The sequence below is a fragment of the Nocardioides sp. InS609-2 genome, assembly GCF_023208195.1.
Taxonomy (GTDB): Bacteria; Actinomycetota; Actinomycetes; order Propionibacteriales; family Nocardioidaceae; genus Nocardioides.
In genome coordinates, this window is the sequence record NZ_CP060034.1 from 4281950 (window position 1) to 4305116 (window position 23167).

17 protein-coding genes, 1 tRNA gene and 2 rRNA genes are annotated in these 23167 nt (G+C 67.6%); 12 read left to right on the forward strand and 8 right to left on the reverse strand.

All coding sequences use genetic code 11. The features are described 5' to 3' along the window. The first annotated feature begins 11 nt into the window (after window positions 1–11). The 4 genes from H4Q84_RS21945 (at window position 12) to H4Q84_RS21960 (ending at window position 5165) form a co-directional block, all read left to right on the forward strand. Window positions 12–3128 (forward strand): 23S ribosomal RNA (locus tag H4Q84_RS21945). 187 nt (window positions 3129–3315) lie between these two features. Beyond that, window positions 3316–3432 (forward strand): 5S ribosomal RNA (rrf, locus tag H4Q84_RS21950). A gap of 96 nt (window positions 3433–3528) precedes the next feature. Beyond that, window positions 3529–4470 (forward strand): tetratricopeptide repeat protein, encoded by a 942-nt coding sequence (locus H4Q84_RS21955; protein WP_248581184.1) that lies wholly within the window; start codon window positions 3529–3531, stop codon window positions 4468–4470. Window positions 4471–4640: 170 nt separating this feature from the next. Then, window positions 4641–5165, forward strand: a complete 525-nt coding sequence (locus H4Q84_RS21960; RefSeq protein WP_248581185.1) for a DUF3145 domain-containing protein — start codon at window positions 4641–4643, stop codon at window positions 5163–5165. A 67-nt stretch (window positions 5166–5232) separates the two neighbouring features. Here H4Q84_RS21960 and H4Q84_RS21965 read toward each other — a convergent pair whose 3' ends face one another. The 6 genes from H4Q84_RS21965 to H4Q84_RS21990 all read right to left on the reverse strand — a co-directional run bounded on the left by H4Q84_RS21965 (window position 5233) and on the right by H4Q84_RS21990 (window position 11808). Beyond that, on the reverse strand, window positions 5233–6666 hold the full coding sequence (locus H4Q84_RS21965) for a carboxyl transferase domain-containing protein (RefSeq protein WP_248581186.1): 1434 nt from the start codon (window positions 6664–6666) through the stop codon (window positions 5233–5235). 79 nt (window positions 6667–6745) lie between these two features. Continuing rightward, window positions 6746–7984, reverse strand: coding sequence for a beta-ketoacyl-[acyl-carrier-protein] synthase family protein (locus tag H4Q84_RS21970; protein WP_248581187.1), 1239 nt, complete (start codon window positions 7982–7984; stop codon window positions 6746–6748). Window positions 7985–8033: 49 nt separating this feature from the next. Continuing rightward, entirely contained in the window at window positions 8034–8279 is a 246-nt protein-coding gene (locus H4Q84_RS21975; protein ID WP_248581188.1) for an acyl carrier protein, read from the reverse strand. A gap of 49 nt (window positions 8280–8328) precedes the next feature. Then, window positions 8329–9342 (reverse strand): beta-ketoacyl-ACP synthase III, encoded by a 1014-nt coding sequence (locus H4Q84_RS21980; RefSeq protein ID WP_248581189.1) that lies wholly within the window; start codon window positions 9340–9342, stop codon window positions 8329–8331. Then, entirely contained in the window at window positions 9342–10526 is a 1185-nt protein-coding gene (locus H4Q84_RS21985) for an acyltransferase domain-containing protein (protein ID WP_248581190.1), read from the reverse strand. Before H4Q84_RS21985 ends, H4Q84_RS21980 begins: the two co-directional genes overlap by 1 nt. A 79-nt stretch (window positions 10527–10605) precedes the next feature. Next, window positions 10606–11808, reverse strand: a complete 1203-nt coding sequence (locus H4Q84_RS21990; RefSeq protein WP_248581191.1) for a helix-turn-helix domain-containing protein — start codon at window positions 11806–11808, stop codon at window positions 10606–10608. Window positions 11809–11894: 86 nt separating this feature from the next. Here H4Q84_RS21990 and H4Q84_RS21995 point away from each other — a divergent pair, with 86 nt between their 5' ends. Next, complete coding sequence (locus tag H4Q84_RS21995; RefSeq protein ID WP_248581192.1) at window positions 11895–12875, forward strand: alpha/beta fold hydrolase; 981 nt, start codon at window positions 11895–11897, stop codon at window positions 12873–12875. Window positions 12876–12998: 123 nt separating this feature from the next. On the opposite strand, the gene aceE is transcribed toward H4Q84_RS21995, so the two are convergent. Then, on the reverse strand, window positions 12999–15731 hold the full coding sequence (gene aceE / locus H4Q84_RS22000; RefSeq protein ID WP_248583706.1) for a pyruvate dehydrogenase (acetyl-transferring), homodimeric type: 2733 nt from the start codon (window positions 15729–15731) through the stop codon (window positions 12999–13001). 220 nt (window positions 15732–15951) lie between these two features. On the opposite strand from aceE, the gene H4Q84_RS22005 reads away from it, so the two are divergent. The 7 genes from H4Q84_RS22005 to H4Q84_RS22035 all read left to right on the forward strand — a co-directional run bounded on the left by H4Q84_RS22005 (window position 15952) and on the right by H4Q84_RS22035 (window position 22391). After that, on the forward strand, window positions 15952–16419 hold the full coding sequence (locus tag H4Q84_RS22005; RefSeq protein ID WP_248581193.1) for a DUF3052 domain-containing protein: 468 nt from the start codon (window positions 15952–15954) through the stop codon (window positions 16417–16419). A 47-nt stretch (window positions 16420–16466) separates the two neighbouring features. Then, window positions 16467–18068 carry an AMP-binding protein gene (locus tag H4Q84_RS22010; RefSeq protein ID WP_248581194.1) on the forward strand — a complete coding sequence of 534 codons (1602 nt, stop codon included), beginning with the start codon at window positions 16467–16469 and terminating at the stop codon, window positions 18066–18068. A 45-nt stretch (window positions 18069–18113) separates the two neighbouring features. Next, the gene (locus H4Q84_RS22015; RefSeq protein ID WP_248581195.1) at window positions 18114–18578 is read left to right on the forward strand and encodes a peroxiredoxin; all 465 of its coding nucleotides are present in this window, start codon (window positions 18114–18116) and stop codon (window positions 18576–18578) included. Between the two features lie 166 nt (window positions 18579–18744). Further along, window positions 18745–18819 (forward strand) — tRNA-Val (locus H4Q84_RS22020). Between the two features lie 100 nt (window positions 18820–18919). Next, on the forward strand, window positions 18920–20485 hold the full coding sequence (locus H4Q84_RS22025; protein ID WP_248581196.1) for an AMP-binding protein: 1566 nt from the start codon (window positions 18920–18922) through the stop codon (window positions 20483–20485). A gap of 10 nt (window positions 20486–20495) precedes the next feature. After that, window positions 20496–21614: a Nif3-like dinuclear metal center hexameric protein gene (locus H4Q84_RS22030; RefSeq protein ID WP_248581197.1), complete on the forward strand. Its 1119-nt coding sequence runs from the start codon at window positions 20496–20498 to the stop codon at window positions 21612–21614. Window positions 21615–21686: 72 nt separating this feature from the next. Next, complete coding sequence (locus H4Q84_RS22035; RefSeq protein ID WP_248581198.1) at window positions 21687–22391, forward strand: C4-type zinc ribbon domain-containing protein; 705 nt, start codon at window positions 21687–21689, stop codon at window positions 22389–22391. Between the two features lie 3 nt (window positions 22392–22394). Here the strand turns inward: H4Q84_RS22035 and yaaA are convergent, their stop codons facing one another. Further along, entirely contained in the window at window positions 22395–23165 is a 771-nt protein-coding gene (gene yaaA, locus H4Q84_RS22040) for a peroxide stress protein YaaA (RefSeq protein WP_248581199.1), read from the reverse strand. Window positions 23166–23167 lie beyond the last annotated feature (2 nt).

Here is a 23167-nt window from a genome sequence, read left to right on the forward strand (position 1 = left end):
TGACGTTGTTGAGACAAGCTATGAAGGGCACATGGTGGATGCCTTGGCACCAAGAGCCGATGAAGGACGTAGGAGCCTGCGATAAGCCCTGGGGAGTTGGCAACCGAGCTGTGATCCGGGGGTGTCCGAATGGGGAAACCCAGCTGGAGTCATGTCCAGTTACCCTTGCCTGAACACATAGGGCGAGTGGAGGGAACGTGGGGAAGTGAAACATCTCAGTACCCACAGGAAGAGAAAACAATTGTGATTCCGAGAGTAGTGGCGAGCGAAATCGGATGAGGCCAAACCATGCTCATGTGATACCCGGCAGGGGTTGTGAGTGTGGGGTTGTGGGACGTGTCTTGTTGTTGCTGCCGCGATGACGCAGAGTAAGAAATCACGTGTGAAGTTGAAGTCGGTTGGAAAGCCGGGCCGTAGAGGGTGATAGCCCCGTAGACGTAAGTGCGTGACTCTGTTGATGTGTTCCCAAGTAACACGGAACCCCTGAAATTCCGTGTGAATCTGGCGGGACCACCCGTTAAGCCTAAATACTCCTTGGTGACCGATAGCGGACAAGTACCGTGAGGGAAAGGTGAAAAGTACCCCTGGCGGGGAGTGAAATAGTACCTGAAACCATGTGCCTACAATCCGTCGGAGCGAGAACTTGTTTCTTGTGACGGCGTGCCTTTTGAAGAATGAGCCTGCGAGTTTGCGTTGTGTTGCGAGGTTAACCCGTGTGGGGAAGCCGTAGCGAAAGCGAGTCCGAATAGGGCGTTTGAGTAGCGCGATCAAGACCCGAAGCGAAGTGATCTATCCATGGGCAGGTTGAAGCGCGGGTAAGACCGCGTGGAGGACCGAACCCACTTAGGTTGAAAACTGAGGGGATGACCTGTGGATAGGGGTGAAAGGCCAATCAAACTTCGTGATAGCTGGTTCTCCCCGAAATGCATTTAGGTGCAGCGTCGCGTGTTTCTTGCCGGAGGTAGAGCACTGGATAGCTAATGGGCCCTACAAGGTTACTGACGTTAGCCAAACTCCGAATGCCGGTAAGTGAGAGCGCGGCAGTGAGACTGCGGGGGATAAGCTCCGTAGTCGAGAGGGAAACAGCCCAGACCATCAGCTAAGGCCCCTAAGCGGTGACTAAGTGGAAAAGGATGTGGAGTCGCAGTGACAACCAGGAGGTTGGCTTGGAAGCAGCCACCCTTGAAAGAGTGCGTAATAGCTCACTGGTCAAGTGATTCCGCGCCGACAATGTAGCGGGGCTCAAGTCATCCGCCGAAGCTATGGCATTCACGCGTTAGCCCAGCATCGACTTGATCGGTGTTCAGGTGTGTGGATGGGTAGGGGAGCGTCGTGTCGCGAGTGAAGCAGCGGAGTGATCCAGTTGTGGACGCGACACGAGTGAGAATGCAGGCATGAGTAGCGAATCACATGCGAGAAACATGTGCGCCGAATGATCAAGGGTTCCAGGGTCAAGCTAATCTGCCCTGGGTAAGTCGGGACCTAAGGCGAGGCCGACAGGCGTAGTCGATGGACAACGGGTTGATATTCCCGTACCGGCAAAGTAGCGCCCATGACGAACCTGGTGATGCTAACCATCCGAAACTCATCGGACCGGACCCTTCGGGGCGAGGCTGGTGAGCGGAGCGTGGGACCCGAACTGGTAGTAGTCAAGCGATGGGGTGACGCAGGAAGGCAGTCCAACCACGGCGATGGTAGTCCGTGGCCAAGAGTGTAGGGCGAACGGTAGGCAAATCCGCCGTTCATGTGCCTGAGACTTGATGGGGACCCAATTGGGGAAGTGGATGATCCTATGCTGTCGAGAAAAACCTCTAGCGAGCTATGCGCCGCCCGTACCCCAAACCGACTCAGGTGATCAGGTAGAGAATACTAAGGCGATCGAGATAACCATGGTTAAGGAACTCGGCAAAATGCCCCCGTAACTTCGGGAGAAGGGGGGCCGGATCCGTTAACACCCTCGCGGTGTGAAGCGGTGAAGGCCGCAGAGACCAGGCCCAAGCGACTGTTTACTAAAAACACAGGTCCGTGCGAAGTTGTAAGACGATGTATACGGACTGACTCCTGCCCGGTGCTGGAAGGTTAAGGGGACCGGTTAGACCTTGAGTCGAAGCTGAGAACTTAAGCCCCAGTAAACGGCGGTGGTAACTATAACCATCCTAAGGTAGCGAAATTCCTTGTCGGGTAAGTTCCGACCTGCACGAATGGAGTAACGACTTGGGCGCTGTCTCAACCGTGGACTCGGCGAAATTGCACTACGAGTAAAGATGCTCGTTACGCGCGGCAGGACGGAAAGACCCCGGGACCTTTACTATAGTTTGGTATTGGTGTTTGGTTCGGCTTGTGTAGGATAGGTGGGAGACTGTGAAGCATTCACGCCAGTGAGTGTGGAGTCAACGTTGAAATACCACTCTGGTCGTACTAGATGTCTAACCTAGGTCCGTAATCCGGATCAGGGACAGTGCCTGATGGGTAGTTTAACTGGGGCGGTTGCCTCCTAAAATGTAACGGAGGCGCTCAAAGGTTCCCTCAGCCTGGTTGGCAATCAGGTTTCGAGTGTAAGTGCACAAGGGAGCTTGACTGTGAGACAGACATGTCGAGCAGGGACGAAAGTCGGAACTAGTGATCCGGCGCCAGCATGTGGAAGCGGCGTCGCTCAACGGATAAAAGGTACCCCGGGGATAACAGGCTGATCTTCCCCAAGAGTCCATATCGACGGGATGGTTTGGCACCTCGATGTCGGCTCGTCGCATCCTGGGGCTGGAGTAGGTCCCAAGGGTTGGGCTGTTCGCCCATTAAAGCGGCACGCGAGCTGGGTTTAGAACGTCGTGAGACAGTTCGGTCCCTATCCGCCGCGCGCGCAGGAAACTTGAGAAAGGCTGTCCCTAGTACGAGAGGACCGGGATGGACGAACCTCTGGTGTGCCAGTTGTCCCGCCAGGGGCACGGCTGGTTAGCTACGTTCGGAAGTGATAACCGCTGAATGCATCTAAGCGGGAAGCACGTTTCAAGATGAGGTTTCCCACCGGGTTAACCGGGTAAGGCCCCCAGCAGAACACTGGGTTGATAGGCCGGAGGTGTACAGCAGCAATGCCTAGCCGACCGGTACTAATAGGCCGAGGGCTTGTCCCAACACCGTACAAAACCACTCAAACACGAGTGACCACGTACATACCGCGCACCCAAGATGAACCGCGTCCACTAATCAGATCCCAAACCACAAAACCACACCCCAACAACCACGGGGTGAACCACGGTTACACAAGTTTGGAACACCACAACACAACAAAACACCTGTGTGTCTGTGTTCCGCCAGAGTTACGGCGGCCATAGCGAAAGGGAAACACCCGGTCCCATACCGAACCCGGAAGTTAAGCCTTTCAGCGCCGATGGTACTGCAACCGAGAGGCTGTGGGAGAGTAGGACGCCGCCGGACATACACTCCGTAGAGGCCACCCGGATAGGGTGGCCTCTACGCCATTTGGGCCCCCCGTGTGCAGTCGCAGTGAGCAGTCCCCTGAAAGGTGAAGTCGTGGCCGAGGAACGTCGCAGTCAGCGCCCCAGTCGCCCCGGAAGTGGTGGGCGTCCCGGAAGCTCGAACGGTCGAGGCAAGCCTGAGCGCGGTGGTGCCCCCGGGCGTCCCGAGCGCGGTGGTCAACCGGACCGTGCGGGAGGTGGCCGTTCCGAACGTCCCACGGGCCAGCGGGGTGGTGGCCAGCGCAGCGGCGACTTCAACCGCCGCGACGATCGCCGTGGACCGCGCGAGGAGCGTGAGCCCCGCAGCGTCGACCAGGCGAAGTACGACGGCCCGGACCTGCCCGAGGAGATCACCGGGAAGGAGCTCGACGCTTCGGTCATCGCCCAGCTGAAGGGGCTGCCCGAGAAGCTCGCTGCCCGCGTCGCTCGTCACCTGGCAGCCGCCGGCATGTTGATCGACGACGACCCCGAGGCTGCTTACCAGCACGCCCTGGCCGCGCGCGCCCGGGCCTCGCGGCTCGCGGTGGTGCGAGAGGCCGTTGGTGAGTCGGCGTACGCCGCAGGCCACTACGCGGAGGCGTTGTCCGAGCTGCGCGCAGCGAAGCGCATGAACGGCGCCACCGCCTACCTGCCGATCATGGCCGACTGTCACCGTGCGCTCGGTCATCCCGGGCAGGCCATCAAGCTGGCCAAGAGCCCGTCGGTGCCGAACTTCACCGCCGAGGCCAAGGCCGAGATGACGCTCGTCGAGGCAGGAGCTCGGCGTGACATGGGTCAGCTCGACGCAGCGCTGCGCACCCTCGAGCTCGCGCCACTGACGTCCAAGAGCCGCTCTTCGTGGGTGGTGCGCCTGCGCTATGCGTACGCCGACACCCTGGAGTCCGCAGGCCGCGAGAGCGACGCCCTGGCGTGGTTCCACCGCACCCACTCGATCGACAGCGACGAGATCACCGACGCGGCGCTGCGAGCCGAGCTGCTCGAGAAGCGGATGGGCTGACCTGGCCGCCGGCAGGACACGCCGGCGCGAGCGTGGTCGTATCACTGGCGCTCTGCTGCCTCATGGGTCACAATGGGTTCAACAACCACATACGTGTCACCTGTAACACCTGATTGCCATATCGAGACCGCTGGGGAAGGCGTACCTCGACGCCGGTGATCAAGGAGGTCATGGTGACCGCTGCAACTGCTGCATCCCGCACTGCCACCCGGGGCGTCATGTACGTCCACTCGGCGCCGTCGGCGCTGTGTCCCCACATCGAGTGGGCCGTGGGCGGTGTGCTTGGCGTTGCCGTGAGTCTCGACTGGACCCCACAGCCGGCCCAGCCCGGCACGTACCGTGCCGAGCTCTCCTGGGGCGGGTCCGTCGGCTCCGCTGCCGCCGTGGCGTCCGCGCTACGTGGCTGGAACCACCTGCGCTTCGAGATCACCGAGGAGCCCACGGCGGGCACCGAGGGCGCGCGCTTCTCCTTCACCCCCGAGCTCGGCGTCTTTCATGCTGTGACGGGTCTCCATGGCGACCTGATGATCCCCGAGGACCGGCTCAAGGCCGCCGTCGTCAAGGCTGCTCTCGGCGACACCACGTTGCTCAACGAGATCGACAAGCTGCTCGGCAAGCCGTGGGACGACGAGCTCGAGACCTTCAGGCACGCCGGTGAAGGCGCGCCTGTCAGGTGGCTGCACCAGGTGGTGTGACCCCGGCGCCGGCGAGGAGCCGCGGTCGAGAAGACACCATGGGGGTGTTCTCGACGAGCAGTTCGGATCAGAGCGGGATGTTGCCGTGTGCCCCGCGTCGTACGCCAACGGTGTCCACGGCAGCAACGATCGCGTGCGCGATCGCCGACCGCGTGGCTGACGGCTCGACCACTTCGTCGACCACGCCGATCTCGACGGCCTTGTCGACGCCGCCGGCGATGCGCTCGTGCTCGGCGGCCAGCTCGGCCTCGACCTGCGGGCGGATCTCGGGGGAGACCTCGGCGAGCTTGCGTCGGTGCAGGATCCGGATCGCGGCAACGGCGCCCATGACGGCAACCTCGGCGCCCGGCCAGGCAAACACGCGGGTGGCGCCCAGTGAGCGGGCGTTCATGGCGATGTAGGCGCCGCCGTAGGTTTTGCGGGTTACCAGGGTGACCCGGGGCACGACGCACTCGCCGAAGGCGTGCAGCAGCTTCGCGCCGCGGCGTACGACGCCGTCCCACTCCTGACCGACACCCGGGAGGTAGCCGGGCACGTCGACCACGACGATGAGCGGCACGCCGAACGCGTCGCACATGCGCACGAAGCGCGAGGCCTTCTCGGCCGACAAAGAGTCGAGGCAACCGCCGAGGCGCAGCGGGTTGTTGGCGACGACACCGACGGTGCGGCCACCGAAACGACCCAGCGTCGTGACGATGTTGGGGGCCCAGCGGGTGTGCAGCTCCTGGGCGGTGCCTTCGTCGAGAATCGACTCGACGAGCGGATGCACGTCGTAGGCGCGCTTCTTCGACTCCGGCAGCAGTGCCGCGAGGTCGCGGTCCTCGACAGTCTCGGCGACGAGGCTGCCCTGCGAGCCGAGCAGGGTGGCGACGGTGCGGGCGCGCTCGAGCGCCTCCTGCTCCGACTCCGTGAGGATGTGTACGACGCCCGAGCGGCGCCCGTGCGGCTCGGGGCCGCCCAATCGCAGCATGTCGACGTCCTCGCCCGTGACCGAGCGGACGACGTCGGGGCCGGTGACGAAGATGCGACCCTCGGGGCCGAGGATGACCACGTCGGTGAGGGCGGGGCCGTAGGCGGCGCCACCGGCGGCCGGGCCGAGCACGACGGAGACCTGCGGGATGACGCCTGATGCCTGTGTCATCACGTGGAAGATGCGACCGACCGCGTGCAGCGAAAGCACGCCCTCGGCCAGCCGCGCGCCACCTGAGTGCCAGAGCCCGATGATCGGGATGCCGTCGGTGATCGCGCGATGATAGGCGTCGACGACGACGCGGCAACCCACGTCACCCATCGCCCCACCCATGACGGTGGCGTCGGAGCAGAAGGCGACCGCAGAGGTGCCGTTGACGCGACCGACCGCGGCAAGCATCCCGGAGTCGTCGTCGGGCGTGATCAGCTCGAGCGTGCCCTCGTCGAAGAGGGCGGTAAGCCGGCGCACCGGGTTGCGGGGGTCTTCCTCGCGGGGCGGCTTGGCCGGCTTCGCGGCGGCGGTGGTGGTCATCAGGGTCCTTCCGGGGTCCCCGCGACTGGTTCGCGGAGGATCAGAGCGGGGGAGCGAAGAGCTTCGTGGGGTGGGTGGCTCAGGCCGAACCGAACACGACGGCGACGTTGGCGCCACCGAAGCCGAAGGAGTTGTTGATCGCGACGGCGTCACCGCTGCGCAGCTCACGCTTCTCGGTCGGGATGTCAAGGTCGACCCTGGCGTCCTTGTCGTCGAGGTTGATCGTCGGCGGCGAGACCCGGTCGCGGAGTGCCAGCACGGTGGCCACGGCCTCCAGGGCGCCGGCACCACCGAGCAGGTGACCGGTCATCGACTTGGTGCTCGTCACGACCACGTCGCCCGCGGAGTCACCGAGGACCGAGTGGATCATCAAGCCCTCGGCGATGTCGCCCTGAGGGGTCGACGTGGCGTGGGCGTTGATGTGGATGACGTCGGACGGCGCGATGTCGGCGTCCTTGATGGCACCGGCCATCGCCCGTGCGCCGCCCTGGCCGCTCGGGTCGGGTTGCGCGATGTCGTGGCCGTCGTTGGTCACCGCCGCACCGAGCACCACGGCGTAGATGTGGGCGCCACGGGCCAACGCGTGCTCCTCGGACTCGAGCACCAGCACGCCTGCACCCTCGCCCAGCACGAAGCCGTCGCGGGCGACGTCCCACGGGCGCGACACGGTGGTCGGGTCGCCTGCGTTCTTGGACAGGGCCATCATCTGGGCGAACGCCGCCATCGGCAGCGCGTGGATCGCTGCCTCGGTGCCGCCGCAGAGCACGACGTCGGCGCGGCCGAGCCGGATCTGGTCGAGACCGAGCGCGACCGCCTCGTTGCCGGAGGCACAGGCGGACACGGGGGTGTTCACCCCGGCGCGCGCCCCGAGGTACAGACCGACGTTGGCGGCCGGGGCGTTCGGCATGAGCATGGGTACGGCGAGGGGGGAGACCCGCCGGAAGCCCTTCTCCTTGAGCGTGTCGTAGTTGGCGAGCAGGGTGTGCACGCCGCCGATGCCCGACGCCAGTGCGACGCCCAGCCGCTCCGCCTCCACACCCCCGCCGTCGAGGCCGGAGTCGGCCCAGGCCTCCATCGCAGCGACCAGGGCCAGCTGCGACGATCGGTCGAGCCGCCGGGCCTTGACCCGGTCGAGCACGCCGGCCGGGTCGACCTTGGCGGTCCCGGCGATCTTCACCGGGAAGTCGTCGCCCCAGTCCTCTTCGATCCGGCGGACGCCGGACTCGCCCTTGAGCAGGGCCTCCCAGGTGCTGGCGACGTCTCCGCCGACGGGGTTGGTGGTGCCGAGTCCGGTCACGACCACACGGGTGCTGCTCATGGGCGACTACTTCCTGTGCGAGGGATGTGCTGGGGCGACGTCAGGGCGCTCAGCCCTGGGCGCGCTCGATGAACGCGACGGCGTCGCCGACGGTCTTGAGGTTCTTGACCTCGTCGTCGGGGATCGCTACGCCGAACTTCTCCTCGGCTGCCACGACCACCTCGACCATCGACAGCGAGTCGACGTCGAGGTCGTCGACGAACGACTTGTCGAGCTGGACATCCTCGGCGGGGATGCCGGCGACCTCGTTGACGATGTCGGCGAGGTCGGTGCGGATCTCTTCGGTGGTGGCCATCTGGGTTCCTTTTCTAGTGGTGGATCTGGTGGTGGAGCTGGTTGAACGGTCAGGGGACGACGACGACCTGGGCGGCGTAGGAGAGTCCGGCGCCGAAGGCGATGAGCAGGGCGGTGTCGCCGGACTTGGCGTCACCGTCGGCGATCATCCGATCGAGGGCGAGCGGCACCGACGCGGCCGAGGTGTTGCCCTGGTCGGCGACGTCGCGGGCGATGCGCACCCGCGCGGGCAGCTTCATCGAGCGCGCCATCGCGTCGATGATGCGCATGTTGGCCTGGTGGGGCACGAAGACGTCGAGCTCGTCGAGGGTGATGCCGGCCTTGTCGAGCGCCTGCTGGCCGATCTTAGCCATCGCGAACGACGCCCAGCGGAAGACCGGGTTGCCCTGCATCATCAGGTGCGGCATCACGCCGCTGCCGGGCACCTCGGGTGTGCCGACGACGTCGCGCCAGTCTTCACGCTGGCGGATCAGGTCGAACTGCTCGCCGTCGGAGCCCCACACGACCGGGCCGATGCCCGGGGTGTCGCTGGGTCCGACGACTGCCGCACCCGCACCGTCGGCGAAGATGAAGGCGGTGCCGCGGTCGGTGAGGTCGAGGATGTCGGTGAGCCGCTCGACGCCGATGACCAGCACGTGGCGGGCGCTCCCGGCGCGGACGAAGTCGGAGGCCAGGGAGATGCCGTGGCAGAAGCCCGAGCACGCCGCCGAGATGTCGAAGGCCGCGGCCTGCTCGGTGCCGAGCTCGTGGGCGATCGCGGTTGCGACGGCCGGGGTCTGGAGCATGTGGCTGACGGTCGCGACGACTACGCAGTCGATCTGACGGGCGTCGAGGCCCGCCCGCTCGAGAGCGATCCGGGATGCCTCGACCGACATCATCTGCACGGTCTCCTCAGGACCCGCCCAGCGACGGGTCTTGATGCCCGAGCGCTGCTGGATCCACTCGTCGCTGGAGTCGATCGCCTCGACGACCTCGGAGTTGGGTACGACGCGGACGGGCCGGTAGGCGCCGACGCCGAGGATCGCCGCGTGGGCTGCCCCGGTCGGGGTGGTGAGGACGGCCATCAGTTCGAGCCTTCCGGGTGAAGGCGCAGCAGTGGCTGGCCGGGGGAGACGGGGTCACCGTCCTCGACGAGCCACTCGACGATCTGGCCGCCGTGGGCGGTGCTGATGGTGACGCGGTCACGCGAGCTCGCGACATCGCCGATCGGGGTGCCGGCGGGCAGCAGGTCGCCGTCGATCGCCTCGTCGGTGCGGTGGAACATGCCCTTGACGGGGGAGACGACCATCCGCCAGGTCGGGGAGTTCTCCATCGGGGACGCCTCGCCGTGCTTGTCGCAGAAGTCGCGGGCGGCGTCGAGCTGGTCGGGCGTCTTGAGCGCGAACGTCTCGACACCCTTCATCGCCCGCTTCGCGATGCCGGTGAGCGTGCCGGCCGGCGGCATCTCGAGGATGCCGGTGACACCGAGGTCGAGCATGGTGTCCATGCAGAGGTCCCAGCGGACCGGGTTGGCGATCTGGCCGACCATCCGTGCCAGCACGTCGCGGCCGTCGTGGATGACGTTGCCGTCCTTGTTGGAGATGACGCGGGTGCGCGGGTCATGGGTGGAGACCGACCGGGCGTGTGCGGCCAGCTGACCGACCGCGGGCTCCATGTGGACGGTGTGGAAGGCGCCGGCGACGCTCAGCGGCATCAGACGGGCCTTCTCGGGCGGGTCGTCGGCGAAGGCGGCGAGCTGCTCGATGGTGCCGGCAGCGACGATCTGGCCGGGGCCGTTGTCGTTGGCGGGCGTCAGCCCATGCTTGTCGAGCGAGGAGAGTACGGCGTCGCGGTCGCCGCCGAGGACCGCGGTCATGCCCGTCGGGGTGACTGCGGCGGCCGAGGCCATCGCCTTGCCGCGCTCGCGCACGAGCACCATCGCCTGCTCGGCGGTGATGACGCGGGCACCGGTGGCGGCTGTCAGCTCACCGACGCTGTGGCCGGCCACGGCGCCGATGCGGGCAAACGCGTCGGCCGGGTGCGGGAACAGCTCGAGAGCGGCGATCAGGCCGGTCGCCACCAGCAGCGGCTGGGCGATCTGGGTCTCGCGGATCGCGTCGGCGTCGGCCACGGTGCCGTAGTGCACCAGGTCGATCCCGGCGACGGTCGAGAGCCACTCGAAGCGGGAGCGAAAGGTGCGGTCCTCCAGCCAGGGCTGTAGGAAGCCGGGGGTCTGGGCCCCTTGGCCGGGAGCGACGATGACGAGCACTAGTCCAGCCTGCCGGGTCGGGGGCCTCCGGCGCGCGTCGGACGCGCACGAAAACGCCCGGCAAAAGTTTGTAGGGTTCCTACAAGGAATCGCGGCCGGACTGCCGGCCGAGAACGAGCGCTATCTGCAACGTGAACGCATCGCGCGGCGTACCCGGCGCGTAGCCGGTCAGGTCGGCCACCTGGCGCAGGCGGTAGCGCACGGTGTTGGGGTGCACGAAGAGCATCCGGCCGGCGCCCTCGAGGGACGCGCCGGAGGCGAAGTAGGCCGAGAGCGTCTCGACGAGGGGGCCCTTGGCGGTGGCCAGCGGCAGGTAGATCTCGTCGACCAGGTGGCGCCGGGCGTGGCCGTCGCCCCCGAGGGCGCGTTCGGCCAGCAGGTCTGTCGTGCGCACCGGCCGGGGCGCGTCGGGCCAGCCTCCGGCGCTGCGGTGGGCAGAGAGCGCCGCCCGCGCGGAGAGGTGGGCGTGATTGAGGTCGGAGGTGATCGGGCCGACCACGACCGGGCCCGGGCCGAAGACCGAGACCACCTGTTGGGCGCCCTTGAGCGCGTCCCGCACACCACCGAGTATGACGACGAGCCGGTCGCCCTGGGTCGCGCACAACGCATCCATATCGGCGTTGCCCGCGAGGCGACGTACCTCGTCGAAGAGATGATGCTCGGCGTGCTCACGGCGTACGGAACCGAGCACCACAACTACGTCGCCGTGGTCGCCCCAGCCCAGTGCGCTGGCACGCGAGAGCACGCTCTCGTCGGCCTCCGAGCGGAGCACCGCGTCGACCACGAGGGCCTCGAGTCGGGCGTCCCAGGCGCCGCGCACCTCGGCGGCCCGGGCGTAGACCTCCGCCGTGGCGAACGCGACCTCGCGTGCGTAGCGCAGCACGGCAGCGTGCACGGCCGGGGCGTCGTCGGCGTCGAGGATCTCGTCGACGTTGCCCTCGACGACGTCGATGCTCAGGCGCACGAGGTCGACGGTCTGCTGGAGGTTGATGACACCGGTGAGGGCGCGCGGGGCGGCGCCGAAGACGGACGTCGCCAACTCGCCGCCGTCGTGGTCGTCGTTGGACCTGCGGTACCAGTCGACGAACCCCTTGATGCCGGACTGCACGATCAGGCCGACCCAGGAGCGGTCCTCGGCGCTGAGCTCGCGGAACCAGCCCATGTCGGACTCCATGCGGGCCATGGCGGACCTGCTGAGCGCGCCCGTCGACCTGGCCAGGGCGTCGGCGACCCGGCCGCGGGAGGTGTCCGGCCGCCGGACCTCGCTCTTATCCACAGCCATGTCAGCGAGGTTAGTGCAGGGTCGGTGCACGCCCGACCGGATGGTTGATGATTGAATCCTCCGATCGGTCACCCGCAGGAGGATCTGTGACAGGCAGTGGGCACGAGGTGTCGTACGTCGACATCCACGGACATCGCCGCGCGTACGTGAAGGTCGGGGAGGGTCCGGCCCTGCTCCTGCTGCACGGGCTCGGCTGCGACCACACCACGTGGCACCCGATCATCGAGTCGCTGGCCCGTCGCTACACCGTGATCGCGCCCGACCTGCTCGGCCACGGCATGTCCGACAAGCCGCGTGCCGACTACAGCGTCGGTGGCTACGCCAACGGCATGCGCGACCTGCTCACCGTGCTGGGCATCGACAGGGTGACCGTGGTCGGCCACAGTTTCGGCGGCGGCGTGGCGATGCAGTTCGCCTACCAGTTCCCCGAGCGCACCGAGCGAATGATGCTCGTCTCCACCGGCGGTCTCGGCCCCGAGGTCTCCCCGGCGATCCGCGCCATCACCACGCCCGGGTTCCACTACACAATGGGCGTGCTGACCCTGCCGGGCGTCCGGCACATCGGTGTTGCCGGTCTGCGGGCCCTGGCGGCCACTGGCTGGAAGCCGGCCCGCGACCTCGACGAGGTCGCCGACATCTACGAGTCGTTCAAGGACCCGCGCTCGCGGGCGGCCATCCGGCACGTCGTACGCGCGGTGGTCGACTGGCGCGGCCAGATCGTCACGATGTCCGACCGTGCCTACCTGACCGAGGCCCTGCCGATGTGCGTGATCTGGGGCCAGGACGATGCTGTGATCCCGGTGCGGCACGCCAGCAACGCCGCCGTCCTCGCGCCGATGGCGCGGGTCGAGGTGATCCCGAACGCCGGGCACTTCCCGCACAAGGACCACCCGCAGCGGTTCGTGAAGATCCTCAACGAGTTCATCCGCACCACCCAGCCCGCGGCGTACACGCGTGGGCGCTGGCGGTCGCTGCTCACGAACGGCCCGGCCCGGCCCGCATTGCAGGCCGAGGCCGGTGTTGCGCCGATCGCACCGGTGCACGCGATCGGCAACGCAGGCGCCTGAGTCGAGGCCGACTACTCGCTGGTCGGTTTCGACGCGTCCGTCGCGAACTCGCAGGCTCGGTCGCGGGACTTGCTCAACCTGCCTGAGCCCACGCCGCCGCGCTCGTTCCTCGCGCGCGGCTGCTCACGCATCCCCGCCTTCCTGGGCCACACCGCGGACGGCCGTCGGGTCGTCGATGCGGTACTTGACGAACGCCTCGGCGACCTTCTCGCGTGGGATCTCGCCGGCGTCGGCGAGCGACTGGAGGGCTGCGACCACGACCGACGGAGCGTCGACCTGGAAGTAGCGTCGGGCGGCCGCGCGGGTGTCGGCGAAGCCGAAGCCGTCGGTGCCGAGCACGCGGTAGTCACCGGGCACCCAGCGGGCGATCTGCATCGGGACGGCCCGCATGTAGTCGGTGACGGCAACCTTCGGGCCGACCGCGTCGGCCAGCTTGTCGGCGACGTAGGCCTTGCGGGGCTCCTGGTCTGGGTGGTTGAGGTTCCACTTCTCGGCCTCGATGGCGTCGCGGGACAGCTCGTTCCACGAGGTCACCGACCAGGTCTCGGCGGCCACGCCCCACTCGTCGGCCAGCATCTGCTGGGCCTCGACGATCCACGGGAAGCCGACTCCCGACGCGAGCAGCTGCACGCGAGGACCGTCGGACTCGGTGGACGACACCTGGTGGATGCCGCGCAGGATGCCGTCGACATCGACGTCGTCGGGCTCCTTGGGCTGCGAGACAGGCTCGTTGTAGACGGTGAGGTAGAAGATGACGTTCTCGGCGTCGGCGCCGTACATCCGCTCCAGACCCGACTGCATGATGTGGCTGATCTCGTAGGCGAACGACGGGTCGTAGTGCACGATCGCCGGGTTGGTCGCCGCGATCAGCGGCGAGTGCCCGTCGGCGTGCTGGAGGCCCTCACCGGTCAGCGTGGTGCGACCGGCGGTGGCGCCGATGAGGAAGCCGCGCGCCATCTGGTCGGCCATCGCCCAGATGGAGTCACCGGTGCGCTGGAACCCGAACATCGAGTAGAAGATGTAGAACGGGATCATGTGCTCGCCGTGCGTGGAGTACGCCGAGCCGGCAGCGGTCGCGGACGCCATTGCCCCGGCCTCGGAGATGCCCTCATGGAGCATCTGGCCCTGTTGCGACTCCTTGTAGGCCAGCAACAACTTGCGGTCGACGGCTTCGTACTGCTGACCCCCCGGGTTGTAGACCTTCGCGGTCGGGAACATCGCGTCCATGCCGAACGTGCGGTACTCGTCGGGCGCGATCGGCACGATGCGCTTGCCGATCTCGGGGTCCTTCATCCAGTCCTTGAGCAGGCGGACGACAGCCATCGTCGAGGCGATCTTGTTCTTGCCCGAGCCCTGCTTGAGCTCGGAGTACATCGAGTCGGCCGGCAGCTTCAGCGTGGAGGAGCGGTCGAGGCGTCGTGGCACCGACCCGCCCAGCGCCTTGCGGCGGTCGAGCATGTACTGGACCTCGGGGGACTCCATGCCGGGGTGGAAGAACGGTGCCCCCCCGGTGTTCTCGTAGGACTCGTCGAGGTCGCGGTCGCTGATCGGCAGGTAGAGCCGGTCGCGGTACTTCTTGAGGTCCGCGAGGGAGAGCTTCTTCATCTGGTGGGTGGCGTTCTTGCCCTCCAGTGAGTCGATGGTCCAGCCCTTGATGGTGTGGGCAAGGATCACCGTCGGCTGACCGACGTGCTTGGTCGCGGCGTCGAACGCGGCGTACACCTTGCGGTAGTCGTGGCCACCGCGGGGCAGGTGCTCGATCTGGCTGTCGGACATGTGCTCGACCATCGCGCGCAGGCGCTGGTCACCACCGAAGAAGTGCTCGCGGATGTAGCCGCCGTTCTCGGTGGAGTAGGTCTGGAAGGCGCCGTCCGGGGTGGTGTTCATCTGGTTGACGAGCACGCCGTCGACGTCGCGGGCGAGCAGCTCGTCCCACTCGCGGGCCCAGATCACCTTGATGACGTTCCAGCCGGCGCCGCGGAAGTTGGCCTCCAGCTCCTGGATGATCTTGCCGTTGCCGGTGACCGGGCCATCGAGCTGCTGGAGGTTGCAGTTGATGACCCAGGTGAGGTTGTCGAGCTCCTCGCGCGCAGCGATCCTGATCGCGCCCAGCGACTCGGGCTCGGCCATCTCGCCGTCGCCGAGGAAGGCCCAGACGTGCTGCTGGCTGGTGTCCTTGATGCTGCGGTTGTGCAGGTAGCGGTTGAAGCGCGCCTGATAGATCGAGTTGATGCCGGTCAGGCCCATCGAGACGGTGGGGAACTCCCAGAACTCCGGCATCAGCCGCGGGTGCGGGTACGACGGCAGGCCCTTGCCCACGCCGTGCTGGACCTCCTGGCGGAACCGGTAGAGCTGCTCCTCGTTGAGCCGGCCCTCGAGGAACGCCCGGGAGTAGATGCCGGGGGAGGCGTGGCCCTGGAAGTAGATCTGGTCGCCGCCGCCGGGGTGGTCGTGGCCGCGGAAGAAGTGGTTGAAGCCGACCTCGTAGAGGCTCGCCGACGACTGGTACGTCGCGATGTGCCCGCCGACCTCGAGGCCCTTGCGGTTGGCGCTGGACACCATCACGGCGGCGTTCCAGCGGATGAACGCGCGGATGCGTCGCTCGACCTCTTCGTCGCCGGGGAACCACGGCTCACGCTGCGGCGTGATCGTGTTGATGTAGTCGGTGCTGCGCAGCGCCGGGACGCCGACCTGCTTCTCGCGCGCTCGTTCGAGCAGGCGGAGCATGACGTAGCGGGCGCGATCGCGACCGCGGTCGTCGATCATCGCGTCGAACGAGTCGATCCACTCGGTCGTCTCGTCGGGATCGATGTCCGGAAGCTGGGTGGGCAGACCCTCGTGGATCACTGCCTTCATCGGCGTTTCCGGGAGGGCGGGGATGCTCTTGCTCGGTGCGCTGGGCTGATCGGTCACCTCGTCATCGTCGCATGTGCGTGGTGTATCCAAAATCTACCGACGGGTACTTGAACACAGGCCTGGAGTGCGCAGGGTTGCGCCCCCGTCCCAACTCCGCTGGACTACTCCCCAATCCCTGCCGTTGGCGGGGGCTTAGCAACCAAGACTTAGGAGGCGTGCGGTGAGCGCGACGATGGGCGGCGAGTCCGCCCAGACCGGTGATCAGCCCGGTGACCAGCAGAAAGAGGGTGCCGATTCTTCTGCATCCCGACTCGGACTCAAGCAGGGCATGGTCGTCCAGGAGCTCGGCTGGGACAACGACACCGACGACGAGCTGCGCATGTCAGTCGAGGACACCATCGATGCCGACATGGTGGACGGTGACTACGGCAACGTCGTGGACGCGGTGCTCCTGTGGTGGCGCGATGACGACGGCGACCTCGTCGACGGTCTCGTCGACGCCCTGACCGACCTCGTTGGCGGTGGCGCGATCTGGCTACTCAGCCCGAAGGTGGGCCGGCCCGGCAGCGTCGAGGCGGCGGACATCGCCGAGGCGGCACCCATCGCCGGGCTCGCGCAGACCACCACGGCCCCGGTCAGCAAGGACTGGCAGGCCACCCGGCTCGTGGCGCCCAAGACGCCTGCATGAGACACCCTTCGTAACCCGGCACGCTCACCCGCGTTCGACAGGTCACCATGAAGAAGCTCATCGGACACGCGGCCTATGCCGTCGTCAGCCTCAAGGTCCTGACCGAGGCCGGGATCGTGCGGCCCTACTCGCCGCGCGCGCTGGCCGGTGTCCTCCAGTCCGTACGTCGCTGGGGCACCGGCCCTGCGGGTGGTTTCGCGGCCCTGGCGGCCCGGTCACCCGACCGCGTCGGCCTGGTCGACGAGCTCGGGTCGCTGACGTTCGGCGACCTGCACCGGCGCAGCAACGCACTGGCCCATGCGCTCTCCGAGCGCGGCATCTCCGAGGGTGACTCGGTGGCAGTGATGTGCCGCAACCACCGCGGTTTCGTCGACGCGTCGGTGGCGGTCGCCAAGCTCGGCGCGGACATCCTCTATCTCAACACCGCCTTCGCGGGGCCCCAGCTGGTCGACGTACTCGAGCGTGAGAAGCCTGGTGTGGTCATCCACGACGAGGAGTTCACCGACCTGCTGGCGGCCGCCGACATCGCCGACCGGCTGATCGCCTGGACCGACGACACCGACTCCGACGAGACGACCATCGAGAAGCTGATCGCGACGTACCCGGTCACCGACCTCACTGCGCCCGAGCGGCACGCGCGCATCGTGATCCTGACCTCCGGCACCACCGGCACGCCCAAGGGTGCGCCGCGCAACGAGGCCGGCATCGACGCCGCCGTCGCGCTCCTGTCACGTCTGCCGTTGCGGCACGGCTGGCGCACCCACATCGCGGCTCCGCTCTTCCACACGTGGGGTTTCGCCCACTTCGCGCTGGCGATGCTGCTCGGCTCCACCGTCGTGCTACGCCGCAAGTTCGACCCCGAGCAGGCGCTGCGCGTCGTCCGCGACGAGAACTGTGAGTCGCTGGTCGTCATCCCGGTGATGCTGCAGCGGATCCTCTCGCTGCCGACCGAGACGCTCGACGAGCTCGACGAGACCCGGTTGCGCGTGGTTGCCGCGTCCGGCTCCTCGCTGCCCGGTGACCTCGCGCTGGCGTGGATGGAGCGCTTCGGCGACAACCTCTACAACATCTACGGATCCACCGAGGTCGCCTACGCCAGCGTGGCGACTCCCGAGGACCTCAGGGAGGCGCCCTCGTCGGCCGGCCGGCCGCCGTACAGCACCATCGTCAAGCTGTACGACGCCCAGGGCGAGGCCGTGCCCGACGGCGAGTCCGGGCGCATCTTCGTCGGCAACTCGCTGCTGTTCGAGGGCTACACCGGCGGCGGCCACAAGGACATGATCGACGGCCTGATGTCGACCGGCGACGTCGGCCGCTTCGGGCCCGACGGGCGGCTCTACGTCGAGGGCCGCGACGACGAGATGATCGTCAGCGGCGGCGAGAACGTCTTCCCCAAGGAGGTCGAGGACTGCCTGGCCCGCCACGACGCGGTGCTCGAGGTGGCCGCGATCGGGGTCGCCGACGACGACTACGGCAAGCGGCTGCGGGCCTTCGTCGTGCTGGTCGACGCCGAGGCCGCGTCCGAGGAGGACCTCAAGGGCTGGGTGAAGGACAACCTGGCGCGCTTCAAGGTGCCGCGCGAGATCGTGTTCATGGACGAGCTGCCCCGCAACGCCACCGGCAAGATCCTCAAGCGCGATCTGGCCTGAGCCACCGCCCGGCCCTCGCGGGTGGGGTGGGAGGATGAAGCCACCATGAGCGGACTCTCCCTGGGCGGACCGGCCCCTGACTTCACCCTGCGCGACCAGTTCGGAGCCGACGTCACCCTGTCGAGCTTCCGCGGCCGCAAGGCAGTCGCCATCTTCTTCTACCCCTACGCCTTCTCGGGCGTCTGCACGGGCGAGATGGCGGGCATCCGCGACCGGCTCGCACAGTTCATGACCTTCGACACCGAGGTGCTCGGCATCTCCTGCGACCCGGTTTACTCGCTGCGCGCCTTCGCCGACTCCGACGGGCTGAACTTTCCGCTGCTCTCCGACTTCTGGCCGCACGGCGCAGTCTCGTCGGCGTACGACGTCTTCGACGACGCCAAGGGCTGCCCGCGCCGGTCGTCGTACGTCATCGACCGCGACGGGAACCTCGCCTGGGCGGTCCACAACGCCATGCCCGAGGGCCGCGATCTCGACGAGCACCTGAGCCAGCTCCAGGCACTGGTCTAGAACACCGATGGGGAAGTTTTCAACAATTTCCGCGATTCGGGTGACAAGGTTTGGCTCGACGTCGTAATGTTCTACATGTCGAGCCGCTGATGACCCGAGACGTCAGCGGCTCGACTCTTTGCATTTGCAGGTCTTTGCTCGCGGCTCCCGTAAGGTGAGCGCTCCTGCGTCGGTAGCTCAGCGGTAGAGCACTCGGTTTACACCCGAGCGGTCGGCGGTTCGAAACCGTCCCGACGCACCAACTCTGCCTGCTCGCCGCTCATCGGCGCCCGGGCAACCTGGAGGCAACCCAGGCGTCACTAGAGTGACGACGGTCACGACCAGTGTCCTCAGGAGGCGCCGTGTTCGTTCCGTTCAGTGTCACCGACTTCATCCAGCGCGCCGAGACCGTGTACGCCGACCGCGTCGGTGTGGTCGACGAGCCGGACCAGCCGGCGGCGTCCCTCGGATCGCCGACGTACGGCGAGATCGCGAAGCTGGCCAGGCGCCAGGCCGCCAAGCTCGACGAGCTCGGTGTCGCCGTCGGCGAGCGGGTCGCGGTGGTGTCCCACAACAGCGCGCGGCTGCTCACGTCGTTCTTCGGTGTGGCCGGCTCCGGACGGGTGCTGGTGCCGGTCAACTTCCGGCTCCGGCCCGACGAGGTCTCCTACATCGTCGAGCACTCCGGCGCGAAGGTGCTGTACGTCGACCCCGAGCTCGACGAGGCGCTCGACGGGGTGAAGGCCGAGCACCGGTTCGTGCTGGGCAATGACGACGACCTCTACGCGGCCTCCCCGGATGACGGAGGTGTGGAGCCGGTTGCCTGGGAGGCCGACGAGAACGCCACCGCCTGCATCAACTACACCTCCGGCACGACCGCCCGACCCAAGGGCGTGCAGATCACCCACCGCAACATCTGGGTCAACGCCGTCACCTTCGCGATGCACTCCGCAGTGACCGACCGCGACGTCTACCTCCACACGCTGCCGATGTTCCACGCCAACGGCTGGGGCATGCCGTTCGCGATGACCGGGCTGGGTGTGAAACAGGTCGTGATCCGCAAGATCGACGGCGCCGAGATCCTGCGTCGCGTCGAGGAGCACGGCGTGACCGTCATGTGTGCCGCGCCGGCCGTCGCCGCCGCCGTACTCGATGCCGCCCAGGACTGGGACGGCGAGATCCCCGGCCGGGGCAAGGTGCGCATCATCATGGCCGGGGCACCGCCGCCGACGAAGACGGTCGTGCGCGTCGAGGAGGAGCTGGGCTGGGAGTTCATCCAGATCTACGGCCTCACCGAGACCTCGCCGCTGCTGACGTTCAACCGCACCCGCGAGGAGTGGGACGACCTCAGCGCCGAGGAGCGGGCCCAGAGACTCGTCCGCGCGGGTGCTCCCGCTCTGGGCGTGACGCTGTCGACCTCGGAGCCCGACGCCGAGGGGGAGGGCGGCGGCGAGGTGCTGGCGCGCTCCAACGTCGTGCTCGAGGGCTACTGGGAGCAGCCCGAGGCGAGCGCGAAGGCCCTGGCCGACGGCTGGTTCCACACTGGCGACGGCGGCGTCATCGGTGACGACGGCTACCTCTCGATCAGCGACCGCAAGAAGGACGTCATCATCACCGGCGGCGAGAACGTCTCGTCGATCGAGGTGGAGGACGTGCTCTTCTCACACCCGGCCGTGTCCGAGGTCGCGGTGATCGGCGTACCCAGCGACAAGTGGGGCGAGACGATCATGGCGCTCGTCGTGCTGGCCGAGGGCCAGGAGGCCACCGAGGCCGAGCTGATCGCCTGGTGCAAGGACAAGGCCGCGGGCTACAAGGCGCCCACGGTCGTCGAGTTCCGCGAGGAGCTCGCGCGCACCGCCACCGGCAAGCTGCAGAAGTTCAAGCTGCGCAAGCCCTACTGGGAAGGGCACGACCGCCAGGTCAACTAGTCTGCGGGCCATGCCAGCCCTCACAGACGTCGTAGATCTGGTCCACGGCTGGTATCCGCCCGCCATTGCGGCCGAGTGGGACCGCGTCGGCCTCACGGTCGGTGACCCGACTGCTGACGTACGCCGCATCGTGCTGGCCGTCGATCCGGTGCAGGCGATCGCGCGCGAGGCGATCGATGCGCGCGCCGACCTGCTGATCACCCATCACCCGTTGCTCTTGCGCGGGGTCTCGACCGTGGCCGCGACCACGCCGAAGGGGCGCGTCGTGCACGAACTGATCGCGGCCGGCTGCGGTCTGCTCACCGCGCACACCAACGCCGACGCCCCGGCTGGTGGCGTCTCGGAATCGCTGGCGTTGGCGCTGGGATTGACCGACCTGCGGCCGCTGGTGCCGTATCCGACCGAGCGGCTGGTCAAGCTGACGACCTACGTGCCGGCCGGAGACGCCGAGGCCATGCGCTCGGCGCTCGCCGCGGCGGGCGCGGGCAGGATCGGCGACTACGACTCGGCGTCGTTCAGCTCTCCGGGGGAGGGCCGGTTCCGGCCCCTGGCAGGCGCCCGGCCCGCCATCGGGTCGGTCGGCCGCTTCGAGGTCGTCGACGAGGTACGTATCGAGGCCGTGCTGCCGATGGCTGCCCGGCAGGCCGTGGTGGCCGCGTTGCTGGAGGCACACCCCTACGAGACCCCGGCGTACGACGTCGTGGAGGTCGTCGGCGAGCCGGCCGCCGACTCGGGTGCCGGCCGGGTGGGCCGGATCGAGGCGGTGTCGTTGACCGACTTCGCCGCGTCGGTGGCGCACGCACTGCCTCGCACGGCCCACGGTGTCCGGGTCTCGGGAGGGCGCGACGACCGCATCGAGACGGTCGCCGTACTCGGTGGAGCCGGCGACGACCACCTCGACGACGCGCGTCTTCAGGACGTCGATGCCTACGTCACGAGCGACCTGCGACACCATCCGGCGTCGGAGTTCCGCGAGCACGGGGGGCCGGCTCTGCTCGACATCTCCCACTGGGCAGCGGAGTGGACCTGGTTGCCGGTGCTCCGGGCGAAGCTGGCGGAGTCGCTGGGGGATACGGTGGAGGTCATCGTGAGCACGACGTGCACCGATCCCTGGGACTTCCGGGCCTGACCCCGTCAGTCCGCCGCCGACAAGGAGCCGACGCTGAAAGCCGATCCGTTCGCCCAACTCAAGCTTCTCGACGTGCAGGAGCTCGATGCCCACGCCGACCAGCTGCGCCACCAGCGGGCATCGCTGCCCGAACTGGCCGAGATCGCCTCGCTGAACCAGAGCCGTGCCGAGCTGCTCGACCGGCAACGTGACGCACAGATCATGGTCGACGACCTGTCGGTCGACCAGGCCAAGGCCGATGCCGACGTCGAGCAGGTGAAGGCCCGGCGCAAGCGTGACCGCGAGCGGATGGACCAGGGGCTGATCACCAACCCCAAGGACCTCTCCCGCATGCAGCAGGAGCTGGTCTCCCTCGAGCGCCGCATCGCGTCGCTCGAGGACACCGAGATCGAGATCATGGAGAAGCTCGAGGAGGCGCAGGCCGGCCTCGACTCGATGACCTCGCAGGTGTCCGCCACCGACGTGCGCCTGGCCGATCTCGTCCACAGCCGCGACGAGAAGACCGCCGCCATCGATGCCGACCTGGCCGGCATCGAGGCCGAACGCGTGCCGACGATCGTTGACCTGCCCGCCGACCTGCTGGCGCTCTACGACAAGCTGCGGGCGAGCAAGAACGGCGTGGGTGCGGCCCTCTTGCGGGCACGCCAGTGCAGCGGCTGCATGCTCAACATCGACAACGCCGAGCTGGCCGTGATCAAGGCAGCGCCGAGCGACGAGGTCATCCGCTGCGAGGAGTGCTCGCGCATCCTGGTGCGCACCGGCGAGTCCGGTCTCTGATCCTCAGAGATCGCTGACGATCACGTCGAGGCGGGTGCCGGTGCGCTCGGCCGTCGCCTCGACGTGCCAGCCGAGGTCCTCGAGCACCCGCGCCAGCGCGGCTGGGGTGCCCGGGTTGCGGCCGTCCTCCAGCAGCGCCCGGACGATCCGTCCCTTCGTGGCCTTGTTGAAGTGGCTGACCACGCTGCGCTTTCCGTCGGTCTCGTGCAGCACCCGCACGGTCGCCGTCCTCCGCGCCAGCTCGACAGGTGGACGCCAGAACGCGGCGTACGACGTGGAGCGGAGGTCGACGAGCAGGCCGGTGCCGAGCGCGTCGACGATCGCCGGTCCCAGCTCGGCACGCCACACGCCGGCGACGGAGCCGACGCCGGGCAGGCTGACATCGCCGGAGAGCCGGTAGGCGGGGATCCGGTCGCCGGGGCGCACGAGTCCGAACAGCGACGAGACGACGGCCACTCGGCTGGTCGCCCGGCGACGGGCGGCGGGGGAGAGGTCGGCGAATGCCAGGGCGTCGTACAGGACGCCGGTGTAGATCGCGTCGGCCCGTGCGGTGGGCGAGGTGCGCACCCGGGCGTTGAGTGCCACGAGATCGGTCTGGGTGCCACCGATGCCCAGCACCTGGGCGGCGTCGGGCTGCTCGCTCAGCCGCTCCAGGGCTGTGACGAGGCGCTCGCGGGCGTCGGTGAGGACGGGCGAGCCCATGGACGACAAGACGAGCGGCTTGCCGCGTCGCGGCGCGGTCTTGCCCTCACTCGGTGGCAGCAGTATCAGCACGC

Coding starts and splice junctions, on each gene's coding strand:
- H4Q84_RS21990 (WP_248581191.1), bottom strand. CDS start 11,808: ATGGCTGTGGATAAGAGCGAGGTCCGGCGGCCGGACACCTCCCGCGGC.
- H4Q84_RS21980 (WP_248581189.1), bottom strand. CDS start 9,342: ATGGCCGTCCTCACCACCCCGACCGGGGCAGCCCACGCGGCGATCCTC.
- H4Q84_RS22010 (WP_248581194.1), top strand. CDS start 16,467: ATGAAGAAGCTCATCGGACACGCGGCCTATGCCGTCGTCAGCCTCAAG.
- H4Q84_RS22030 (WP_248581197.1), top strand. CDS start 20,496: ATGCCAGCCCTCACAGACGTCGTAGATCTGGTCCACGGCTGGTATCCG.
- H4Q84_RS22015 (WP_248581195.1), top strand. CDS start 18,114: ATGAGCGGACTCTCCCTGGGCGGACCGGCCCCTGACTTCACCCTGCGC.
- aceE (WP_248583706.1), bottom strand. CDS start 15,731: ATGAAGGCAGTGATCCACGAGGGTCTGCCCACCCAGCTTCCGGACATC.
- H4Q84_RS21965 (WP_248581186.1), bottom strand. CDS start 6,666: ATGACCACCACCGCCGCCGCGAAGCCGGCCAAGCCGCCCCGCGAGGAA.
- H4Q84_RS21960 (WP_248581185.1), top strand. CDS start 4,641: ATGGTGACCGCTGCAACTGCTGCATCCCGCACTGCCACCCGGGGCGTC.
- H4Q84_RS21970 (WP_248581187.1), bottom strand. CDS start 7,984: ATGAGCAGCACCCGTGTGGTCGTGACCGGACTCGGCACCACCAACCCC.
- H4Q84_RS21975 (WP_248581188.1), bottom strand. CDS start 8,279: ATGGCCACCACCGAAGAGATCCGCACCGACCTCGCCGACATCGTCAAC.